Raw genomic sequence first — 20868 nt, 5'->3', positions numbered from 1 at the left:
TTAGTTCGTTAATATGAATGAATGTGTAGAGAATGTGCTCTAAAGTTTGCCGACTGCAGAAGCATTCTCTATTTTTTTATTTTCTTTTTACAGTAATTGTATGGTGATCGATCTCAAATGTAATATCTGCACTTTCTTCAAAAAAATGCAGTAAAGTCTCAATCTCTCCGTACCGGCTCAAAGAACCCGAAAATTGCAGCTGTTGCAATACCGGATCTTCGAAAACGATTTTTACATTATACCATCTTTCCATATCCCGGGCTATCGATTCCAGGGTTCTGTTTTCAAAACAAAAGCGTTGATCTTTCCAGGCTATTTCATTATATACCTTTACTTTTTCCACAGTAGGTTCACTTTTCCCTTCGGTAAGGCTTAACTGATAGCCGGGCTGAAGTTTCAGTTCTGCTACATGATCGTTACTGAATCCGATGGAGCCTTCCACCAGAGTTGCTTTCAATTGTCTGTCGGCGGAATAACGCTTTACATTAAACTCTGTTCCATAAACTTTTATATTCCCTAAATCTGTTTCGACGATAAAAGGTTTACGGTCATTTTTCACTACATCGAAATAAGCTTCTCCCGATAAAAAAACTCTTCTTTCGTTTCCCACAAAGGCCGTCGGAATTTTCAACCGCGAATCTGAATTTAACCATACCATCGTCCCGTCGCTCAGCTTCACCTGATATTCTCCTCCTATCGGTATAACGATCGTGTGATAATCTGTCCGGGCTTGCTGTTGTTTCATATATCTGATTATTCCGGAATCTTTTTCGACCGTAAAGCCTGCTGTCCGGTAGGATAAAGAATCGCTTAACGAAGCGATATCTACTTTTTCGCCGTTCGGTAGAAGAATAATGGCTTTCCCCTGGCCCGGCAAGATAGATCCGGCAATCCGGTTTGCAGTTTCCATTTCCCGTTTGTCTCTCTTCAACAACATGATCCCTCCACCTACAGTCAGCAGAATCAACAGGCAGGCTACCGAACGGTATACATTCCTCAGTATCTTCCGGCGCCTTACTTTCCGCTTATTCCGGACATAATCGTCAAAACGGACTATCATTTCAGCCACATCGGTATGCAAATCGTAAGTTGTATTGTCCGACGACCAAACCCGGCACATTTTCTCGTAATAGGCTTTATGTCGTATATCCCGGGCCAACCACTTTTGAAAAATGATTTCTTCTTCAGGAGACAATGTTCCGCGGGCGCCTTTCAATAATATTTCCCAACGAATCGAATTTTTTTCCATAGACCACGCTTTCTTTTTTATATAATTAACTTGGAATCTAAAAATGGAGGACACCGTATAATAGAAAAAAATTATCTTTGCCGAAAATATCATGGCAAGAATAGAGCAATACATAGAAAAAAGTAATTTAGGGCTTCGGATAAAAAAAAGAGATCTGGATGCTTTTCATGAATTGTATAAAACTTCGTTTCTGCCTTTGCAGCATTATGCCATGCGTTATCTTTACGACTGGAAACAAGCGGAAGACTTGGTACAGGATGCTTTTCTGTCTTTGTGGGATCACCTGGAAAGATATGATGAAAAACAACCTGTATTTTATTATATGCTCGGTATTATCCGGAATAATTGCCTGAATTATTTGCGGGATTTGGAAATTCAAGGTAAGCATCAGGATAAAATCATCGAAGCGATGTTGTTCTCCGGTATCGAAGATCCGGAAATCGATGAAGATATTCATGAACGTCTGAAAACTATTCTGGATACATTACCTGAAAAACAAAAGGAAGTCGTATTACTTCATATTGTCGAGAAGAAAAAGATCAAAGAAATTGCAACACAGATGGATATTGCAGAAACTACAGTGAAGACTCATTTCAAACGGGCCATGGCGATATTGCGGAATAATCTCAAACTTGTACTTTTCGGCGTATAGTGCGGTTGCAGGAATTTTGCCCGGCAGAAGGCCATTAAACCTTTCAGCCTTTCCTTCAATATTTGTTTCCCCCGTTTTTTGTGTGCTTTGACAGAATCGACGGTTAATCCGAGTTGTTCGGCAATTTCTTCATTGGAGAATTCCTGTAAAGTCAGTTCGTAAATTTTCCGCACAGGGTCGGAGAGTTCCCCGATCATTTTTTGCAGATGATAGTATACCTCTTCGCGGATGATATTGTTCAGGAAAAAACTTTCTTCTTCCACCGAAATACTCAGATAATGTTCTTGTGCCCGCTGACGGCGCAGGAAATTGAGGGCCCTGTTTTTTACGGACAGGAACAAAAACGATTTGAGGGCAACGGGGGTGTTGAACCGGAGACGCCGGCTGTATAGTTCCAGAATGATATCCTGCACGATGTCTTCGGCCACCTCTTTCTTTTATATATTTCATGGCAAATACACACAACATCTGGTAATATTCATCAAAAAGAATCCGGTAGGCTTCTTCTTTTCCGGCGTGTAATTGTTCGATCCATTTAGGGACAGGATATTGTGACGACATCGGATGATTGTTTCAATTTGTTAAGACATGTCCTAATTTCAGGTAAAAGTAGGAAATAAAAATAGATGAAAGAATATCTGTCGTTAATTTTTCCATAAGGAGAGGGGAGTTTGTTATCGGTTATGGCAAATCAGCGGAAAAATTATTATGAAACATTGGAAAAAATACAAAAGTCGGATTTAGATATAACTGCATGGTTGGAATGGTTCCTTGCCTGTCTGGAGGCGGCATTGCTTCACGCTGAAAAATCAGTGGGCACGGTTTTGCGGAAAGCCGCTTTTTGGAATAAATACCGGGAGATTTCCATGAATGACCGTCAAATCAAAATGGTAAATTTGCTTTGGGACGGTTTTGAGGGTAAACTGACTTCTTCCAAATGGGGAAAAATTACCAAATGTTCTGCTGATACGGCATTACGTGATATACAGGCTTTAATTGCGAAAGGGATATTGCGTAAAACCGATGAAGGAGGGCGGAGTACCCATTATGAATTGATTTTTTAAATGTATGCGGAGAATATACCTCACATTCTCCGCATTTCTTGCGTTGAATAGGTTCTTCTCCCTACTTTTTATTTTTTCTTCCCACTTATTGAAGTGTCATCGATAGATTTACGGTAAGCCTCTATGTCGTGGGTAAGGTTTTTAATCATAGTGGATGTCATAAACTCTCTGAAGATATTCAGGTCTTCATGCTCACGGGTTTCCACCAAAGCCTTGATGTATTCTTCCTTGTCTTCATTGAGAATTTTTGTCGGTATCAGCCCGAATTCAAATTGCAGCATATTCATCAGCAATCGGGCCATTCTGCCGTTCCCGTCCGCCCAAGGGTGTATTGTGGCCAAATGATAGTGGGCATCGAAACTGATTTCGTATAGCTGTATGGTGCTTTTATGGGTATAATTTTCGCGCTCCTTGTTCAACCAAACACAAAACTCCGATAGTTTTGCCGGAACTTTACTGTAATTCATATACGATTTACCCCCGATTCCGGTAGTGACATTCAGCAGACGCAATTCACCCCGTGCCGATGAGAAAGCCCCCAATGCGGTCTTATACTCCTGTCCTGTGTTTTTCATCACAAGAGCCGAGAAGTCTTTCAATAAGTCAATGCTTATATCGGCATGAGTATTGGCAAGTTTTACCGTATTCTCGTATGCATTCTTCAAGTCGAGGTTCATATTCAGCTCTGCCATACTCTTTCCTTTCAGGCTGATTCCCTGATCGAACATGTTTTGCCCGAGGTTGTGTTTTATATGAAAAAATGAAAAAAGATGACAGATTATCCTTTTCAGATAGCGCTTTTGATACAAAAGTCGATTGTCGGTGTTCTCACCGGAGAAGAGCGGAAACAATTGGAACAGTGGCTGGCCGAGGACGATGAGCATAAACGGATGTATCAGGAATTGGTTCGGCCTGGATTTTTGGAAGAGGCCAGGAGAGAACACCATCAGTTTCAGGTTGGGGAGGGATATCGCCGTTTTGTGGCCGGAAAACGGAAGACTGACCGGTTGCGTATCGGGAAACGCTGGACAGCGGTGGCTGCCATGGGGGCATTGGTGATCGGGGTTGCGCTGGCTTTTTTGTTCCATATGGGGGATAGGATGGAGCAAGAAAGCCAATTGCCGGTAACCGGGGTGATAAAACCGGGGAAGGCGGGGGCCTTATTGACTTTGTCGGACGGACGGCAAGTGGTATTGTCGGACAGCCTGGAAACCCAATTGAAAGAACAGACTGCCGACATTCGTGTGCAGGGGAAACGATTGGATTATTCTTCAGAGCATATCGGTTCTTTTTTAGTTTACAATACGATTACGGTTCCGCGGGGAGGGGAATATCAGTTAACCCTGTCCGACGGTACCCGGGTGTGGCTGAATGCCGAAACGGAACTGAAATATCCGGTGGCCTTTGTCGGTGAGGGGAGGGAGGTCATGCTGAAAGGGGAGGCCTATTTCGAGGTCGCAAAAAATGTTTCCCGGCCTTTTGTGGTGAAAACGGAACAATTGGATATTAAGGTTTTGGGTACTTCTTTTAATATGAAATCCTATCCTTCGGAAACTCAGCAAGTCACTTTGGTGCAGGGAAAAGTGGAAGTACGGGTGGGGAATTATTCCCGGAAATTACAGCCCGGAGAACAGTTGAATTACAGTTCGGAAGGCCCGGAAATCCGGAACGTAGACGTAAAAGCTTATACGGCCTGGAAAGACCGGCGTTTTGTATTTAATGACGATTTATTAGAAGAGGTGATTCATAAATTGGGACGTTGGTATGACGTTGAATTTTTTCTCCGGGATGCGGAGGTCAGAAAAATCCGTTTTACCGGAAATCTGCCGAAATACAGGAATCTGGATCAGGTATTGAATAAACTGGAACTCACGACGCATATCCGTTTTGTGCAGAACGGACGTGCGATTGAGGTATTTACTGAATAACAAAACAGGAAGATGTGTGCAGCATCTTCCCGGAATAGAATTATTAACGCCATCGTGCAAATGGCCATTATTAATTTTAACAAAACAAATTTATGAAAAAAAATCGGGATTTGGATATCGGGTCATGGCCTGATATTGTTCGGAAAATGTATTTAACTATGAAAATTTGTGTTTGCATGCTGATTCTGGGATTGTCAACGCTATCTGCCCGGACGCATTCTCAGATCCGCTTAACCTTGGATGCAAAGAATAAGACTTTGCCTGAAGTTTTCCAGGAAATAACCCGGTTGTCCGGGTATGAGTTCATGTACAGCAGTAATGAACTCCGTCATGTGGGAAAAGTCAGCGTACAGCTGGAAGACCGGGATTTGAGCGATATTCTGGCAGAATGTCTGAAAAATACCGGTTTGTGGTATCGGCTGGAGGATGATGTCATTATCATTTCTCCGAAACTGGTTTCTCCTCAAAAGGTTGGGGAAAAACTTGTCGTGACCGGTTTGGTAAAGGATAAGGGTGGAATGCCTTTACCCGGAGTGACGATTTTGCTGAAAGGTACGCAATTGGGGGGAGTGACCGATGCGGATGGAAATTTTCGTCTGACTTTGCCGGGCAATACGGAACATGTTCTGATTTTTTCGTTTGTCGGGATGAAAACCAGAGAAATCAAGGTGAATGATGCGAAACCTTTGACGGTGGTTATGGAGGAAGATGCCAGGGAGATGGATGAGGTGGTGGTGGTAGCATACGGAACTCAGTTGAAGCGTAATGTTACCGGTTCCATTGCTTCCGTGGATGACTTTAAACCGCAGGAATCCCAAGTGGGCAATGTCATAACAGGTTTGCAGGGACGGGTATCAGGATTATGGGTACGAAAGTTGAGTGGAGATGCCGGTGCGAATCCTGAATTTGTGATTAGAGGACACCAAAGTAGTAATCTTAGTGTGCAACCTCTTATTGTGATCGATGGAATGATTGTTGATGGAACGTCTAATTTTAATCTGAACAACATCGCTCCCCAAGATATTGAATCGATAGAAGTGTTGAAAGATGCTGCTTCATCGGCTATGTATGGTTCGCGAGGAGCCATGGGTGTCATTCTGATTACAACGAAAAAAGGAAAGTTCAACAGTAAGCCTGTCGTTAATTTATCCGCTTATTACGGTTGGGCTTCCACGCCGTTCAACTATCGTATGTTGAATGCGGAGGAATACGAGATGGTATTTCGTGAAGGACGTGAAAACCGTATAGCCGACATTCGATCGCAGTTGGCGGCCGGAGGCCTTTCTGCAGGAGAACAAGCTACTTTGCAAGAGGAAATTGCCACGTGGCGGGCTCAAATGAATACGCTTAATATGGGTAAGCAAGAGGTGGATTGGCTGGATTATGTGATTCCTAACAGCGCTGCGAAGAGTGATATTCACCTGAGCCTTAATGGTGGAAATGACAAAACTACCTATTATTTCTCTGTGGGACGTACTGCTGAAGAGAATACGATTGGAAAAGGCGACTATTCTCGTCTGAATACCAAATTGGCTTTGACTAGCCAAGTCTATAAATGGCTGAAACTTAGTGCTGATATTTCGGTTACTCAATCGGTCAAAAAAAGATATACTTCTTCGGCAGATGTCTTGCGTATGGGAGAAATCCGTCCCGATACCCCCGAAGAACCCCTTTATGATGAAGACGGCCGATGGGACTGGTATTTCGGATACCAGGATCATCCGGTATTGGCATTGACTGACAATAACAATAAGGAAAAGATCGTTAATACGACCGGGAACTTTGGTGTAGACATCAATCTTATAAAAGGATTGGTATGGACTTCACGTCTGGCGGGTACAATAAACAACCGACGGTACGAATCGTTCAATGGCCCCAAAACATATGATGGAATAGACTATGATGGTCATAGTATTACTGCCAACTCTTTCTTGAATTATAATGTGGACATACAGAAACTGAATATTGCTGCTACTTTGGGATATGAGTATAATGAGAATTACTCTAAAAGCTATGTTATGGACATTGGTGGTTTTCCTGATATCCCAGGTCTTGAAGGGCCGGCGAACGGTTCAGAATACTTGTGGGCAGATTGGAATATCTCGGGTAATACTCGTTGGACGGAACGTTCAGAATCTTATTTTTTCCGTGCCAATTTATCTTATAACCGTAAATATTTGTTAGGTTTTAGTATTCGTCGTGACGGAACGTCCAAACTGGCCAAGGAAAACCGTTATAGCAATTTCCCGGCTGTCTCTGCAGGATGGGTGATTTCCGATGAAGCTTTTATGTCCAGGCAGCATGTCATCAACCTTCTTAAACTGCGTACCAGCTATGGTATGACAGGTAGCATTACGAATGTCTCCATGGCCGATTGTTATGACCGGTTGTCCAGTGATATCTATTGGGGAAAACCTGCTTTGAGTGTGGCTAGTACATTAGGTAATCCCGATCTCCAGTGGGAGAAAACCAATCAGGTGGATGTGGGGGTTGACCTTGCTTTGTTCCAAAATCGTCTTACGTTGATAGCCGAATGGTACCTGAAAAGGACAAGCGGTATGATGAATTCCGAACCGCTGCCTTCAAGTACCGGTGGTTATACTTCCCGTAAAATTAATGCCGGCACCATTCGCAATAGTGGTGTTGACCTTGCTTTGAATTTCCAACATCATTTTACAAAGGATTGGGGGCTTACCGCAGGTATCAATATGAACATTAACCGTAGCAAGGTGATAGATCTTCCGGTTGATAATTGGGCTTATTCGAGTGCTTATTACGGTGGGGGCAATACGCCGCGTCCACGTTTGAAAATTGGACAATCGTTCGGAGCTTTGGAAATGTATAGAGCTCTTGGCTTGGATGAACGGGGAGATATTATCTATGACGACGTTAGTGGAAACGGAAGCATTGACGCTGCCGATAAGGTGATTATAGACAATCTTACCCCTAAGTTTACCGGTGGACTGAACCTCGGTGTCTCTTGGAAAAACTTGTCGCTTTTCGGGCAATTCTCTTTTACTTATGGTGGAAAAATATATAATCTTGACGAACAATTACTTCGTTCTACGGAACTGGGATATGATGACGTGATGAAAAACAAGCCAGATTATATTTTAGATTTTCAACGGTTTGGCACAACCATTTGAGAAATAAACATTTAACGGAGCATTTGAGAAATAATAGTAACGAATTGGCAACCGTGCGATTTTCAGCGTTTTGCGGTGCTATGCTGTCAAATAACTCGTTTCTGATGCAAAGGTAAGGAAATATCCAATACATGCAATATTGAAGAATAAATAAAATACCGACTATTGGGTAAGTTTGTTTAATCTCATTACGATTGAAGTTTGGCTTCTGCCCATTTTGGCTGCTATATATTTCACACTTTTACCCTCATCATGCAATTTCAATAAAAATTGGTCTGCTCCTCTTGTCCATCTTTTATTGGCATTAGGGTGCTTTACGTAGTTTTCTTCTGAAACCCTTTCGGGATGTAAGAACTCATCTACAAATACAGAAGGGAAACGCTTGTCATATAGCACAAGGGTTTTCATCTTTGCCCTTGTTATTGCCACATAAAACAATCTACGCTCTTCTCCATATGGAAATTGGTCGCTTTTAGTGAGTACATATTTAAGCACAGGGTCATCACTCACAAGAGAAGGGAAGCCATACGTATCTTTATTACATTGCAAAAGTATTACATAATCGGCTTCAAGACCTTTTGATTTATGTACGGTCAAAAACTCGATTTTTCGTTCTCCTATTACGTAAAAGAACCTATTACCCTCTTTAATGGATTGATACATAAAAGAAAGGTAATAATCATCAAATGAATAACGCCCCAACAAAAATATAGATTTGTTTTTTGGAATAGATGCCACAAGTTGTCCTATCGTATTGCAATAATCTCGCCTATCGTAAGAATAGAACTCCAACTCTGTTTTCATTTCAGAACTGAACGAGTGTATATCTTTTTGTATTTGGGCTTTATTGCGCTGTATGAAGTGAGAGGACAACGAAACCAAAGGTTCTCCAAATCTGTACGTAGTTTCAATTTTGTTTATCTCCGTTGCTCCAAAGTATTCGGGAAATTGATTAAAAAGAGCCATATCACTTCCCGAAAAACGATATATGGATTGCCAATCATCACCCACGCAATACAACTTTGCAGGTGGATTTCCGTCTCGTAATACTTTCAAGAAATTGTAGCGGTCAACTGATATATCTTGAAACTCGTCCACAATGATATAGTCATACTCGACAAGGTGCGAAGTACGACATATTTCCGTGGCTTGAAGAATCGCATCGGTAAAATCAATTTGATTACTATCGCTTAATGCACTTATATAGCGCTCATATACAGGTTGAAATATATTCTTGATAATAAAAACACTTCGCTCATCATCTGCATTCTTTGCTTGTTTCAGAACTTCTTTAACTGATTTACAACTTGATTTTACTAATGTCACGAAAGTAACAGCAAGTCGTATAAATGCCTTTTCTTGCTTACTACCTTTTGGTAAAACCAAATCATATAATTCTTCATCTGTTTTCTCTTGAATTGGTACACCTGCGTCATCTAATAATTTTCGGAGTTTCCCCCTTATATCAGAGTAATGGAAATCTGCACTTGATGTTACTAAAAGTTGAGTGCCAAATTTCTCATGAGCTGCTTTCTTCCAAGTTATGCCATCATTATATTTTTGATTGGCTTCTTCGTATGTTATATTTTTGTCTTTTGCAAACCAAGCGGGCACAAGACTATGTTCATCAACTCCAAAATGTTCCAAATAGATGCGTTTGATTACTCCTGCTTGCTCAAAATATATTGAGAAATCGGGGCGATATTGAGAATGCATTTCATCTGCTAATTGATGTTCGTATGGCTCTTCATATCTGAATTTTACTCCAAGTGATGATAAGACAAAGCATATCTTTTGCTCCTGTTCACTTCTCACATATATAGCCCGACCATCCATATCGGGAAACATCGCTTTTAGCTGCACGTTTTTTTGTTCCGACAACTTTTCTCGCCTTTCATTCTTGCGCTGTTCCCAATCCGCTTCATTAGATTGGTAATCAATGAAATATTCTACTACGCTATTCTTAAAAGCCTTATTCTCTAATAGAGTGTGATAAATATCTATAAACAAAGAATCTGTATTATCGCAAATAGATGGCTTTGTACCTGTCGCTTTTCCGATAATATCAATGGCTAATTTGTGAAATGTATAACCTTTCAAACCATCAGTAGCCATTCTTTCCGTAAGTTCGGCTGCTGCTTTGTTCGTGTAACTAATGAGTAAGATTCTATGAGGTACAATGCCTTTTATTTCTGTTAGATACTTGACTTTTCCAACAATAGAAGAGGTCTTTCCACTACCTGCGCTACTAACAACCAAGCAATTATCTTCTTCTGAAACGATTGAGCGTCTTTGCTGCTTATCCAATGGATATTTCAAACAATGGTCGAAAAATTCTTTATGTGTATCAAGTAAAGAATTTATAACCGCATCATTATGTTGCTCGACAATCTTATTGATATTTCCAAAGTCACGAATTAGGTTTGAGATTGCTACAGATGGAGTGATATTGAAGGCTTCAAGTCTCTTGACTAATGAATGCGCCTCTTGAAAATATGGTATATAATGATTTGTGAAATCCTTTTCTTGCGTTGCAGAGATTATCTTACATGAAAAAACATTATTAAGGTCGGTCGGAATATCAATAAATGCTTCGTTATTTAATGCCGACAATCTCTCTTTTGCTTGCTCATAATTGGATTTATTACTATAAGAAGATATGTGGTTTAACTTTTCTGAAAGTTCCTTGGACTTGTTTTTTAGGCGTATTCGTATTGTGACTATTGCAATAACAGAAATAGCAACAAGAGAAACCACAACTATAAGTAAAACCAACTGCATATCAGAGGATGATAACTATTTAAATTTTTCAATCCACCTATAATCATCCCCCTTGGTACTCCATTGGAATTTCCACATATCACCTGTTCTATCATTTATGAGATAGTATTGATACATGCTTGTCAATGGTTGAATAGAGAATATACAATTTTCGTTATCAGATACTAATTCGTACTTGTTTATAGGTATGCAAAATAGATTATCTAAATCTTGTGCACTATATTGGACTTGCCATAGTCGTCCATTATACGAATCTAACAGTATGAAAGTCCACATGTTTTGGGTGGCAAACATCTGAAACCTATTAGTCCAATTTGAAGTTGTTTCTGGATATGCAAGAGAGAAGATATTGATTGGGGCAGCAAACATATAATCTTCACCTTTTACACTAAATTGAACTTGCCAATTTTTACCTGTATATGTATCAAGCATTATGAAAGTCCACATATTTTGTGTTTCATAAAGACGAAACCTACTTTCCTTATCCCCTGATATTTCTCTTGCACTGCAAACAATCCAAGACTGACCATCATCCTGAATTTGCTGTACTTCACCTGTCATCGTATTTAAACGAAGCTGGTTATGATAGTTTCGCGTATTATACATTTTATAAACTTGAGCATATGATGCCAACGTAATAACCATCAATGCAAACAATGCTATAAACTTCTTCATAATCTATTGTATTATTGGTTATTAATTGATTTTATTTTTCAGGAAATAAACTTGATAATGCTCGTCTGATAGCTTGGCGAATATCATCAGCTTCTGTTTCTCCTTGTCCCTCTGCTGTGCAAGAACATATCATTTCATTGGTTTTTGCAGAACTAAATTGTATGGTTACTTCTATTGTATAGCCTAAACCTCTGTTACGCCTACCACTCTCGCCATAATTGACGATTAAGGTTTCATTCGCTAATTCGGATTTGAGTTCAGGCAATATAATATACCCCTGTTTTATCAATATTCCTGCTATCACATCACTCGGATTAACACTTTTGGTTGTTGAAGAGCCATAGATACCATATTGACCTCCATATGTACCTCCTGTGCTTGATGTCAATTCCTTTGTCGGAGAAATGTATGCGTATTTATACATTTCAATAGGAGCATTCCTTACTATTACAGGTGTTCGAAGTGGTGCACACCCATTTGCTAATAGAATGGTGCAAATAACTAATAGCCAATTTTTAATTGCGTTCATACACTACACATTTATCCTCCAGCTTCCACAAAGGATGGGTTAAATCACGAAGCGTGGAACTGTATGCCACACTCTTACTTGAAGGTCGTAGGAAACCTTGGATACGGATGTAACAATAGCAGCCCAGCTATAGCGTGAGAACCACTATGCTATCCTTGTATCCAATTTGAAAATTTCCTACGTTTTCAAGTACAAGATAAGCATAACGCTTCTTCTTTTTTCTTATGTCTTGGAAAGAGTTGCCTCAATCACGGTACAAAAGTACAAAAAAATCCGTGATGTAACTTCAACTATCACGGATTTGTCATGATTTACAGCTTAATACTCCTATCTTGTTTCTTTGTAGGCATTCCCAACGCTTCCATAAACTCGTCTTTCTTGCGTCTGAACCAACTGACGTGCGAAATACCGTCTATGTTGAGTTCAAATTTTCCCTCCGTGTTCTGTTTGAGAGAACAAACTGCATTGTCTGTTTTGAAATGCCGGTTAAACTCACGGGAATATAGTTCACCTTTAATGGAAACATCCTTGAACGTGCATAGTTTTCTAATGACGACATCGCCAAAGTGCAGAGTGTCACGCAGAGCCATCTGGGATAATCTCTACTACCTTATCCTATACACCGTATTCTTTGTCATAGGTTATAAACTCGACTTTATGACCACCAAACGGATGCCCGACATGCAGTGGATGTCGGGATATGTTCTGATGGCTTTCTGGGCAGGATATGTGTTTATCAACAAGGTGCTGCCGTGGAAGATGACGGCAGGGACGACAGGGCAATGGAATTTCTATTACGTATTCAAGTTCCTGCTTTACCTCATAGGTGGTTTCTTTACGGCTCCTTTTGTTGTCCTTTGGACAGTGTATAAGTTCATAAGAGCACTTCGCCGATAGAAGATTCTCCAACCTTTAGTTAGAGAATTTGCTAACTCTTTTTTGAAGAGGCTTGAAGAACTTGTGCAACCAATAGCGGCTTTGTATATGCAACATGTGCTAAATAGTTAAATATGTATAAAGTATTTTAATGTGCTGTACAACGTACTGCGGTTTCTTGGAAGGATTATAAACTTTTCGTATGTTTACCAGAGTAACCAATATTCAATTCACATACTATGAATAAAAGAGAGCTATTATCAATTCCCTTTTGTGTGATTTTACTTTTTGCGTGCAACAACGAAGACCTCTCTCCAGAGATATTAGGTTCTTCAATAGAAAGTAATCACAAACGTCAAGAGCTTTACATTCCTTATGCTGACTCTGTTGAATTAAAGGCATTAGCTCAAAATAAAAAAGTTCTTGATTTTGAATTAGCGAGAAAAATTACCTTATTAGAAATGAATGAAACGGGATTTGTCCAAGATATGGCCTGGAACGGCTATCATTTAGCACCAAATCCTGTAGTAATATACAATTTGGAATCTTGGCCGAAGTTTTATGATTTTATTGCATTTGACTCGGAAAACAATGCTATAGGTACAATACGTGTCAATGCCAACCGAAAAAACAGTAGTGTCATAAACGGAGTATACTCCAGCGTTTTTGATTATAATGAGTTCTTAACAAAATCCAATGCTTCCAACCCTTCCATTTTTATGGATTGGAAAGGGGAACAATTTGTAGGAGTCAGGTCAAAGGGCGGTAAAGCACCCAAGCAAATTATATCAGTTGATAATGGGACTCCTGTACTCATGGAAAATATGAGAGAATTAGAAGGTGAAGAGATTATCCAGCACATGGAAACTCACATACTTCCAACATTAATACCTGATCAACGTGCTTTTGAAAAAGTACCAGATTATGTGGTGGCAGACGAAGAACTTAATAAAGAGATCGAATATGGAAAAATATGACTGTGGAGGCGTTAAAAGACTCTATGGAAGTCAGCTTAGCAAGAACAGAAGAAGAAGCTAAAGCATATTGGAATACTTTAAGTGCTTATGAGCAAGAACTCTTAGAGACAAGCGATGAAGAACTTAATAATGAAAGTAAATTTTTTGGACGATTATTTAGAAGAATCTTTAGTCGTACCGATAAAAGTTTAAAATGGATTGATAAGTATGATGACAGAAAGCATTCTTACAGAAGAGGTGGTGCATGTGGTCCTTGGGTTTGCGGATATATCCTTTATGTAAATCAAGGCAAAGATAAATATGATTTCTTTTATAATAATGCTTCTTCATTTGGAGAGTTTGGTATTTTAAATTTTGCTTTGCGTCTTTTCGGAAGACCGATGACTCCGGGAGAAATGGGGTGGACAATGCCTATTGCTTCCAATGGGAAAATCTGGATTAATCCAGCTCTGTGCTTTGCAGATCTTTTTGCATATGACCAAATAAAGCATTATAAGAAACCTGCAATCAGATTGTGTGGTTCTGGTGGGCAATTACATTGGACTTTAGCTTATGGTGCAAAACAGACTGGTTCTTGGTTCTGGAGAAACTATTATTTCCTTCAGATAGATAATGGTGCAAAAGTAGGCGTGCCAGGAGACAAGAAGAATGGCGGCAACTATACAAAGGTTGATTGGTGGAATCCTTGGTTAATGGTTTGGGATTAATTTAAAGATGCAACAAAATGAAGAAGATCTTCTCTTTACAATTGTATGTTTGGCTTTTTCTTACAATATTGTTTTCCCAATGTACAAAGGTTGATTTAGAGGAAGGAGTACGCAAAACAACTATTCTTCGGCATAATTATATTGCAATAACCACAAAAGATGATATTCCCGGAGAAGTGGAAGTGCATTATAGTATATTGGGCAATAATGGTCAAAACGAAGTCAAAACAGAGAGGCTTTCTACTCCTTGCGTGATTGGTGGAGAGAACGTCTTGGTCGCCTATGACAGTATTGTTGGTACACATTCGGGGAAAAGCGTTTTTAGCCAGCTTACCTTGAAAAGAGACTATCAAGAAAACGGAGCAGATTTTCTTTCAATCAAGAACTTGTCTTCGACCGTCCTTGAGTATGCCGTAATCGGTAACCAGCCTCTTGTGTTCCATAACCCTGCGGATTTAAAAGAATACCATAATTTCACCAATTTAAATGAGATAGATAAAACCAAGGTTGTAAAAGAAAGTCCAACTCCTATTAATTCAGAAGGTATTCCTGTTTTATATTTACTAAAGCCTGAACTTTCTAAAATTAACCAGTACTATATTTTGCTAAGTATTGGGGATTGTGTGAATGGGGAGCTTACAACCGTAGAAAGTACCTATGCTAAGAATATTGGCATTAAACCTACACAGTATACTATTCGAGAAATAATGAATTTCTACAAAGAGGAATATAGCCATGGCAAAACCCTATTTGCAGACTACAACGACTATGATTTAAAATGTCAAAAGTACAAAGGTCTAGCTCGTTTAGACATAAAATTTTATGGAGAAATACAACCTGAGTCTTTTGTAAGGAACTCCGGACAGATTTGGTTTATTAATACAACTTCGGGAATGAAGGGAATTGACACCTTTAAGATATTTCAATAGGAATGATACATACTAAATTTATGTTATGCTGTCTTTTGTCAGTGCTATTATTGAGTTGCTCTGAAGATGATGACATAGTTAGGCATTCCGAGAAAAACGCTATATTCGTTTATATGGCTGCAGATAATGACTTAGATTACTTTGCAATACAAAACATCAATCAGATGGAGAGATGTTTTTCTGAAAATCAAATTAGCAATGGGGTTTATGTTTATGTAGACAGGGTAAAGAATCGCAAAACCTCTCACCCATGCCTATATAAAGTAAAGGCAGACAATACAGATTTAATAGTTTCCGAGATAATCAAAACCTATCCTGAACAAAACTCGTCAAGTGCAGATGTTTTTGTAAGTGCTTTAAAAGACGCAATAGCCTTTTCAAGAAAAGCCAATGAGCAAATTAAAGGAATTGTACTTTGGTCTCATGGGAGTGCTTGGCTCCCAAAATCAGAAATTTTAAATTCTAAACGTGCTTCAACTTCATCAACTCGTTCCTTTGGGATTGATATAACCACAGAGGAACCCCAAGAGCCTTATGAAATGGATATTAGGGAGTTAGCAGAGAGACTGCGTCCTTTTCATTATGATTTTTTGGTATTTGACGCTTGCTTTATGTCATCAATAGAAGTTTTATATGAGATGAGAAACAGTTTTGATTACATTATATCCTCGCCTACGGAAGTCCTTGCTACAGGATTTCCTTACAAAGAAATCCTACCTGAATTATTAAGCAATAGTCCAAATTACAGTGAAATTGTAGAAAAATATATTGCTCAATATAACGAAAAGAAAGGTGTCCTAAAGTCAGCGTCTATGACTGTTGTAAAGACATCTGTTTTAAAATCTTTTTCAGAGTCTTTAAAGGAATTGATAAACCATGATGTTACAGTTCCCGATATAAGCACTATTCTACAATACGATCAAGAAGCAACATCTTGGCTGTTTGACATTGGAGGTTTTGTTTCTCTCTTTAAAAATTCCGAACGAAAAGAATTAGTAATAAAACTTCTATCTGATATGATATTATCATATAATCATACAGATATGTTTTACGGTAAAATTCCTTTAAATGGCAGTTCAGGAATTAGCATTTATATTCCCAACAATCATAAAGATAGAAAATATGAGCATGAATTTTACAAAACACTATCTTGGTATAAAGATATTAGTTGTGACAGTTGTTTTTGGAACAATTATAATACTGGTATCTTGCAATAAAGAAGAAGATATTTACCCTGAATATTACACGCTATTAGTTGAGAATAAGTATTTTGAACCAATTGATTCCATTGCAATTGATAATCAAACAGAACATACAGGTATAGAGGTGAATAATATTATTGTTTGTAAAGAACAGATTACACGTACTATTCACGAGTTAATCTGCTACACACACTCAAATCTGAGATTAAAAATACAGTTCAAAGCAATTAGCAATAAAAAACAGATTATAGCAACAATACATTCTGATGGTTCCATTTCGTTAAGATGATTCTTTCGTGTAAAAACAAACTGGTAAATATTTAGTCTAGTGTAAAACTTAAAAGAACTTCAAAAAATGTTTCTCAATACCGGAAACAGATATTGCGAATATATTTTCAAAAATCTAAGTTTCTTAATCGAAAGTAGGAAAGTTCCTTTGATTGTTCTGTTTCATTGTGCTTGGAAATGAAATGTACAAGATTTGTATGTGCTTGTCTTGCTTTCTGGCGTGCTATGGACTCGCAATAACTCCCAAAGGCTGAAGGCTTCCATTGAAATACCGTTAGATAGCACAAATCGTAGTTGAAAATTTGTGCAAGTCATGTGGCATGAAAACAGAAATCCTCATCTATCTGCTTCCAACATCCGGATATAGCCAAGAAATTGGAAGTGCTTATCAAAGAAAGAACAAGGGGAGACGCTCCGAATTTGGAGTATCTCCCCTTTTATCTACCGCTTCTTGAACTTCCCGCCTTTCAGATCGCTCTCTACCACAAGATAATTTCCGTTCCGGAAGCACCGGAAGCGAAGTAATATTTTGTATGCAGGAAGTACAATCTGTAGCCTACAATGCCTATTTGTATAGTTTGCTTTCTCCGGAATCCTACGAAGGTAGAAATAGTGGTAATACTTGGGTAGAACCCTCTTTGGCGACTCTCTATAATGAACCTGATGACCAGCGTGCCCAGTTGATAGTGAAAGATGTCTATAGTACTACGGGGCAGGAACTTGATTATTGCGTTAAATTTCCGGCAGATAATAATCCTGTCTGGTCAATTGTCCGTTTGGCAGAAATGCATCTTATAGTTGCCGAGGTGGCTGCCCGGTCTGGCGTCATAGATGTTTCCGGTTGCAATGCGGTCCGTAGTGTTCGTAATGCTTCGCTGAAACAAAATACGGATTTTGCCAATGTGGATGCATTCTTGAAAGAGATAGAAAATGAACGGCGTCGTGAGTTTGCCGGCGAAGGTCTCCGTTGGATGGATATGCGTCGTTTCGGTAGTATGAAAGCTCATTTGGAGTCTAAAGGTGTGGATATTCGCCGTGTTCATTTTCCTGTTTACTCAGGGGAACGTGTTAATAATCCAAAACTTCATCAAACTCCTTATTATCAATAGTTTTAGATATTGTATGAAGATATTCTCATTTTGAATTTAGTATGGTAGGGAATTATCGTTCTGAGTAAGTAAGGCGATAAGTTTTTGAATTCTCTTCTTGTTTATAATGAAAAGCAGTGTCGAATTCCTTTGAGAAAGTTCGGCACTGCTTCATTATTGGGAGGGGTATTGACTGAATTATTGCTGTCCGGCAAACATTTTGTGTAAGACAAGAATTAAGACTGATTCCATTTGCAGGATTCAGCCCTTTGGTTACCTTGAAAAATGAACAGGTTGTGGGCTGGACTTTCGGAGAAGGATACATAAACATGGATATTAAGGGTTTTTAAATGACACACACTAATAGTGATATTTTGATATCGTGTTAATGTAAAAATCTCCCGCTTCCTGTCAGTACAGGGCGGGAGGTTTTTGCCTTTTAAGGGATATTTTTCATTTGTTCACCCGGTTTACGATGATGGCGATGTCACCGGCGACGGTGACATTCGTTGCCGTACCGAAACTATCCATAGCGATATACAAGGTGATCATCCACCCTTGTGCCGTTTCATCGAAACCTAACATGGATTGCAACAATCCCAATGCCGCCATAATGGCTCCTCCGGGTATTCCCGGTGCGGCGACCATTGCAATGCCCAGTATCATAGTAAAACCCGCATACTGGCCGAGTTGTAGTTCTCCTCCAGACATCAGCATAATGGTCATCGAACAGGCTACAATTTTCATCGTGCTCCCAGACAAGTGAATCGTTACTGCTGACGATTGTGTTCCGAGCGCCGTTATATAAGCAGGGGGGGATTGTTTACGACATAACCCTCATTTTTATATACATATTCACATCTGTAGTATTTAGAGATTAAAGAATATGACTTTTTGAGTAATTCAAAATATGTAGTGCATTTTAAAGTATCGTATTTTGATGCCAACCAATTAAAGTGTGAATAGGCATTGTAATTTAAGACATCTACAAATGCGTTACGAGAGAAAGCTGAAGATAAATTCCTCAGTTTAATCAACTCTTTATTTACACTTGTAGTAACCATATACAATACACCTAATTTAAAGCTATATTGTAAAAGTACAAAAAATATTTTGTAATATACAGAATCTCATGGATAAAACAGTCATTTGCTTATGCCTTTTTAGATTTATAGCAATTTCGTTCGCATGATTTCTCCAAAATCTTTTGCCGTATCTTGTTCGCCTTATTAGGTATTAAGTCGACTAACAAAAATTTTAATTATTATGAAACTACAAATAAGTTTCAGATTGAAAGGGCTACCGCATTGTATTCATGAGTTATCATAGAATATTGTGTATTATTTATCTGTGTTGCTTGTATACTACTAATAATAGAAATCATGTCGAATCTGTGCAAAAGGGAATTTTATGGCAATTATTATATAGAATAAAAAGTGATGATAGTAATACTTGGATGGTGAACCGATGTATTTATCATATACTCCGAAAAACTGTCACTTGTGACACTTTTCCGGAGGTAAAGTTATATATTTTCTTTCTAACCAGAGAAATACATCGAAAGAACAGGCGAAGCCGTTGCTTCGGCAATAAATTAACCGTTTGATAAACTAACCTGTTGTGGATGATTTGCCGGTTTAAAAAGCGTCAGGTCAGGATTGTCCTATTATACTTTTCTCCATGATATGTGTCGGCTCGCTTTGGCGGACCGACAGATTCCGGGCAGTAACCCGGTGCCTGCCGTTTTTTGGCACTATACAGGAAAGCCGTTACGATCGATTCCTATGACGAATGGACGCTTGGGAAACTATTCGGGCGGGTTTTATAATGAGTCAGCTAATGCTCCAGTTTTTTTATTTCCTCCTCCGAGAGTTCGGTGTATTTACGGATGACATCGATGGGGAGTCCGTCGGCCAGCATCTTTCGGGCGGTTGTCGTACGTTCTTCCGCTCTTCCTTCTGCTTTTCCTTCTGCCCTTCCTTCCGCACGTCCTTCCGCCCTTTCCGTGAAGATGTTATCGCGGAGGATGACGACATTGTCGAGGTGGCGGTAGTAGGCTTTCAACTCGTCTTTACTGAGGCGGTCGAGCTGGAGGCGTTCGCGAGCCTCCGGAAGGCCTGGAGCGGAGGCGTCATCCGGGATTTCGCCGGTGTTGAGGAAATATATCCATTGTTCCAGCGGCACTTTCGACCATTTGTTGAAGTCGTTGACCCGGAGGATATAATATTCGGGATACAACTGGCTGACTGCCGTCGCCTTGAAGGTTTCCTGCTGGAAAGGGGAGAGGCAGAGCAGTTCGTTGGTATGGATGCCGCGGAACTCCGTCTGTCCGTGGTAGACGGTGTCCGAGCCGCTGCCCAAAGCGAAATAGACGATATTGACGCTGTATATCTTTCGGATGTTCTCGTATCCTTCTCCCCGGTTGATGTATTCGGTGACCAATTTGGAAACGCCGAACAACATGCGCTGGAAATAGGCGTACTCGTTGTTGTTCTGAATCTCGAAGAGAATCAGGGTACCTTTGGAGTCCTCGGCAAGGATGTCGACGCGGTTGTACTTGTCGAACTCGCTTTCCTGGTTGCTCTCGCTTTCGAGCAACCGCCGGATGGTGATTTTCTCGTTGAGCAAGGTGGTCAGCAACCCTTCCAGTACGGAAAAGTTCGCTTTATCCCTAAGGAGGTGTTTCATCGCCCAGTCGAAACGGATGTAATTGGCCATGGTTTTCAGTGTTATATACTGCAAAGGAACGGATTAATTTTGAATTAGGCAAGGAAGAG

At 39.6% G+C, this 20868-nt stretch carries 18 protein-coding genes and 1 pseudogene; 10 read left to right on the top strand and 9 right to left on the bottom strand.

Annotated features, from left to right (window positions below; genetic code table 11):
• Positions 1-76 precede the first annotated feature (76 nt).
• Positions 77-1249, bottom strand: coding sequence for a FecR family protein (locus ODOSP_RS05760; protein ID WP_013611439.1), 1173 nt, complete (start codon positions 1247-1249; stop codon positions 77-79).
• A 91-nt stretch (positions 1250-1340) separates the two neighbouring features.
• Between ODOSP_RS05760 and ODOSP_RS05755 the strand changes: the two genes are divergently transcribed.
• Positions 1341-1901: an RNA polymerase sigma factor gene (locus ODOSP_RS05755; RefSeq protein ID WP_013611438.1), complete on the top strand. Its 561-nt coding sequence runs from the start codon at positions 1341-1343 to the stop codon at positions 1899-1901.
• On the opposite strand, the gene ODOSP_RS05750 is transcribed toward ODOSP_RS05755, so the two are convergent.
• Entirely contained in the window at positions 1838-2329 is a 492-nt protein-coding gene (locus ODOSP_RS05750; protein WP_041556467.1) for a sigma-70 family RNA polymerase sigma factor, read from the bottom strand. The genes ODOSP_RS05755 and ODOSP_RS05750 overlap by 64 nt on opposite strands.
• 288 nt (positions 2330-2617) lie before the next feature.
• Here ODOSP_RS05750 and ODOSP_RS05745 point away from each other — a divergent pair, with 288 nt between their 5' ends.
• Entirely contained in the window at positions 2618-2965 is a 348-nt protein-coding gene (locus tag ODOSP_RS05745) for a Fic family protein (protein ID WP_228026180.1), read from the top strand.
• Positions 2966-3033: 68 nt separating this feature from the next.
• Here the strand turns inward: ODOSP_RS05745 and ODOSP_RS05740 are convergent, their stop codons facing one another.
• On the bottom strand, positions 3034-3693 hold the full coding sequence (locus ODOSP_RS05740; protein WP_228026181.1) for a Fic family protein: 660 nt from the start codon (positions 3691-3693) through the stop codon (positions 3034-3036).
• Between the two features lie 42 nt (positions 3694-3735).
• Here ODOSP_RS05740 and ODOSP_RS05735 point away from each other — a divergent pair, with 42 nt between their 5' ends.
• Together ODOSP_RS05735 and ODOSP_RS05730 are read left to right on the top strand one after the other, a co-directional pair.
• Positions 3736-4893 (top strand): FecR domain-containing protein, encoded by a 1158-nt coding sequence (locus ODOSP_RS05735; RefSeq protein WP_013611437.1) that lies wholly within the window; start codon positions 3736-3738, stop codon positions 4891-4893.
• A 158-nt stretch (positions 4894-5051) separates the two neighbouring features.
• Positions 5052-8039, top strand: a complete 2988-nt coding sequence (locus ODOSP_RS05730; protein WP_157741828.1) for a SusC/RagA family TonB-linked outer membrane protein — start codon at positions 5052-5054, stop codon at positions 8037-8039.
• A 162-nt stretch (positions 8040-8201) separates the two neighbouring features.
• Here the strand turns inward: ODOSP_RS05730 and ODOSP_RS05725 are convergent, their stop codons facing one another.
• The 4 genes from ODOSP_RS05725 to ODOSP_RS05710 form a co-directional block, all read right to left on the bottom strand.
• Complete coding sequence (locus ODOSP_RS05725; RefSeq protein ID WP_013611435.1) at positions 8202-10820, bottom strand: UvrD-helicase domain-containing protein; 2619 nt, start codon at positions 10818-10820, stop codon at positions 8202-8204.
• A 15-nt stretch (positions 10821-10835) separates the two neighbouring features.
• Positions 10836-11495 (bottom strand): hypothetical protein, encoded by a 660-nt coding sequence (locus tag ODOSP_RS05720; protein WP_013611434.1) that lies wholly within the window; start codon positions 11493-11495, stop codon positions 10836-10838.
• 31 nt (positions 11496-11526) lie between these two features.
• Positions 11527-12024 (bottom strand): hypothetical protein, encoded by a 498-nt coding sequence (locus ODOSP_RS05715; RefSeq protein ID WP_013611433.1) that lies wholly within the window; start codon positions 12022-12024, stop codon positions 11527-11529.
• Between the two features lie 311 nt (positions 12025-12335).
• The gene (locus ODOSP_RS05710) at positions 12336-12614 is read right to left on the bottom strand and encodes a hypothetical protein (RefSeq protein ID WP_041556460.1); all 279 of its coding nucleotides are present in this window, start codon (positions 12612-12614) and stop codon (positions 12336-12338) included.
• A gap of 67 nt (positions 12615-12681) precedes the next feature.
• On the opposite strand from ODOSP_RS05710, the gene ODOSP_RS19170 reads away from it, so the two are divergent.
• From ODOSP_RS19170 to ODOSP_RS05680, 6 genes are all read left to right on the top strand, one after another.
• On the top strand, positions 12682-12921 hold the full coding sequence (locus ODOSP_RS19170; protein WP_013611432.1) for a hypothetical protein: 240 nt from the start codon (positions 12682-12684) through the stop codon (positions 12919-12921).
• A 218-nt stretch (positions 12922-13139) separates the two neighbouring features.
• Complete coding sequence (locus tag ODOSP_RS05700; RefSeq protein WP_013611431.1) at positions 13140-13877, top strand: hypothetical protein; 738 nt, start codon at positions 13140-13142, stop codon at positions 13875-13877.
• 23 nt (positions 13878-13900) lie between these two features.
• Entirely contained in the window at positions 13901-14584 is a 684-nt protein-coding gene (locus tag ODOSP_RS05695) for a hypothetical protein (RefSeq protein ID WP_148233352.1), read from the top strand.
• A 17-nt stretch (positions 14585-14601) separates the two neighbouring features.
• Positions 14602-15513, top strand: a complete 912-nt coding sequence (locus tag ODOSP_RS05690; protein ID WP_013611429.1) for a hypothetical protein — start codon at positions 14602-14604, stop codon at positions 15511-15513.
• Between the two features lie 113 nt (positions 15514-15626).
• A complete protein-coding gene (locus tag ODOSP_RS05685) occupies positions 15627-16730 on the top strand; it encodes a clostripain-related cysteine peptidase (RefSeq protein ID WP_157741827.1) in 1104 nt (367 codons plus the stop codon).
• A gap of 806 nt (positions 16731-17536) precedes the next feature.
• Positions 17537-18112, top strand: a complete 576-nt coding sequence (locus ODOSP_RS05680; RefSeq protein ID WP_041556456.1) for a RagB/SusD family nutrient uptake outer membrane protein — start codon at positions 17537-17539, stop codon at positions 18110-18112.
• A 432-nt stretch (positions 18113-18544) separates the two neighbouring features.
• On the opposite strand, the pseudogene ODOSP_RS05675 reads toward ODOSP_RS05680, so the two are convergent.
• Positions 18545-18916: pseudogene (locus ODOSP_RS05675) on the bottom strand (cation:dicarboxylate symporter family transporter); the annotation flags it as partial.
• A 1011-nt stretch (positions 18917-19927) separates the two neighbouring features.
• The gene (locus ODOSP_RS05670) at positions 19928-20809 is read right to left on the bottom strand and encodes a PD-(D/E)XK nuclease family transposase (protein ID WP_013611424.1); all 882 of its coding nucleotides are present in this window, start codon (positions 20807-20809) and stop codon (positions 19928-19930) included.
• Positions 20810-20868: the final 59 nt, after the last annotated feature.

Origin of the sequence: Odoribacter splanchnicus DSM 20712, assembly GCF_000190535.1 — a bacterium.
GTDB lineage: Bacteria > Bacteroidota > Bacteroidia > Bacteroidales > Marinifilaceae > Odoribacter > Odoribacter splanchnicus.
This window is presented reverse-complemented; position numbering and strand designations above follow the sequence as displayed.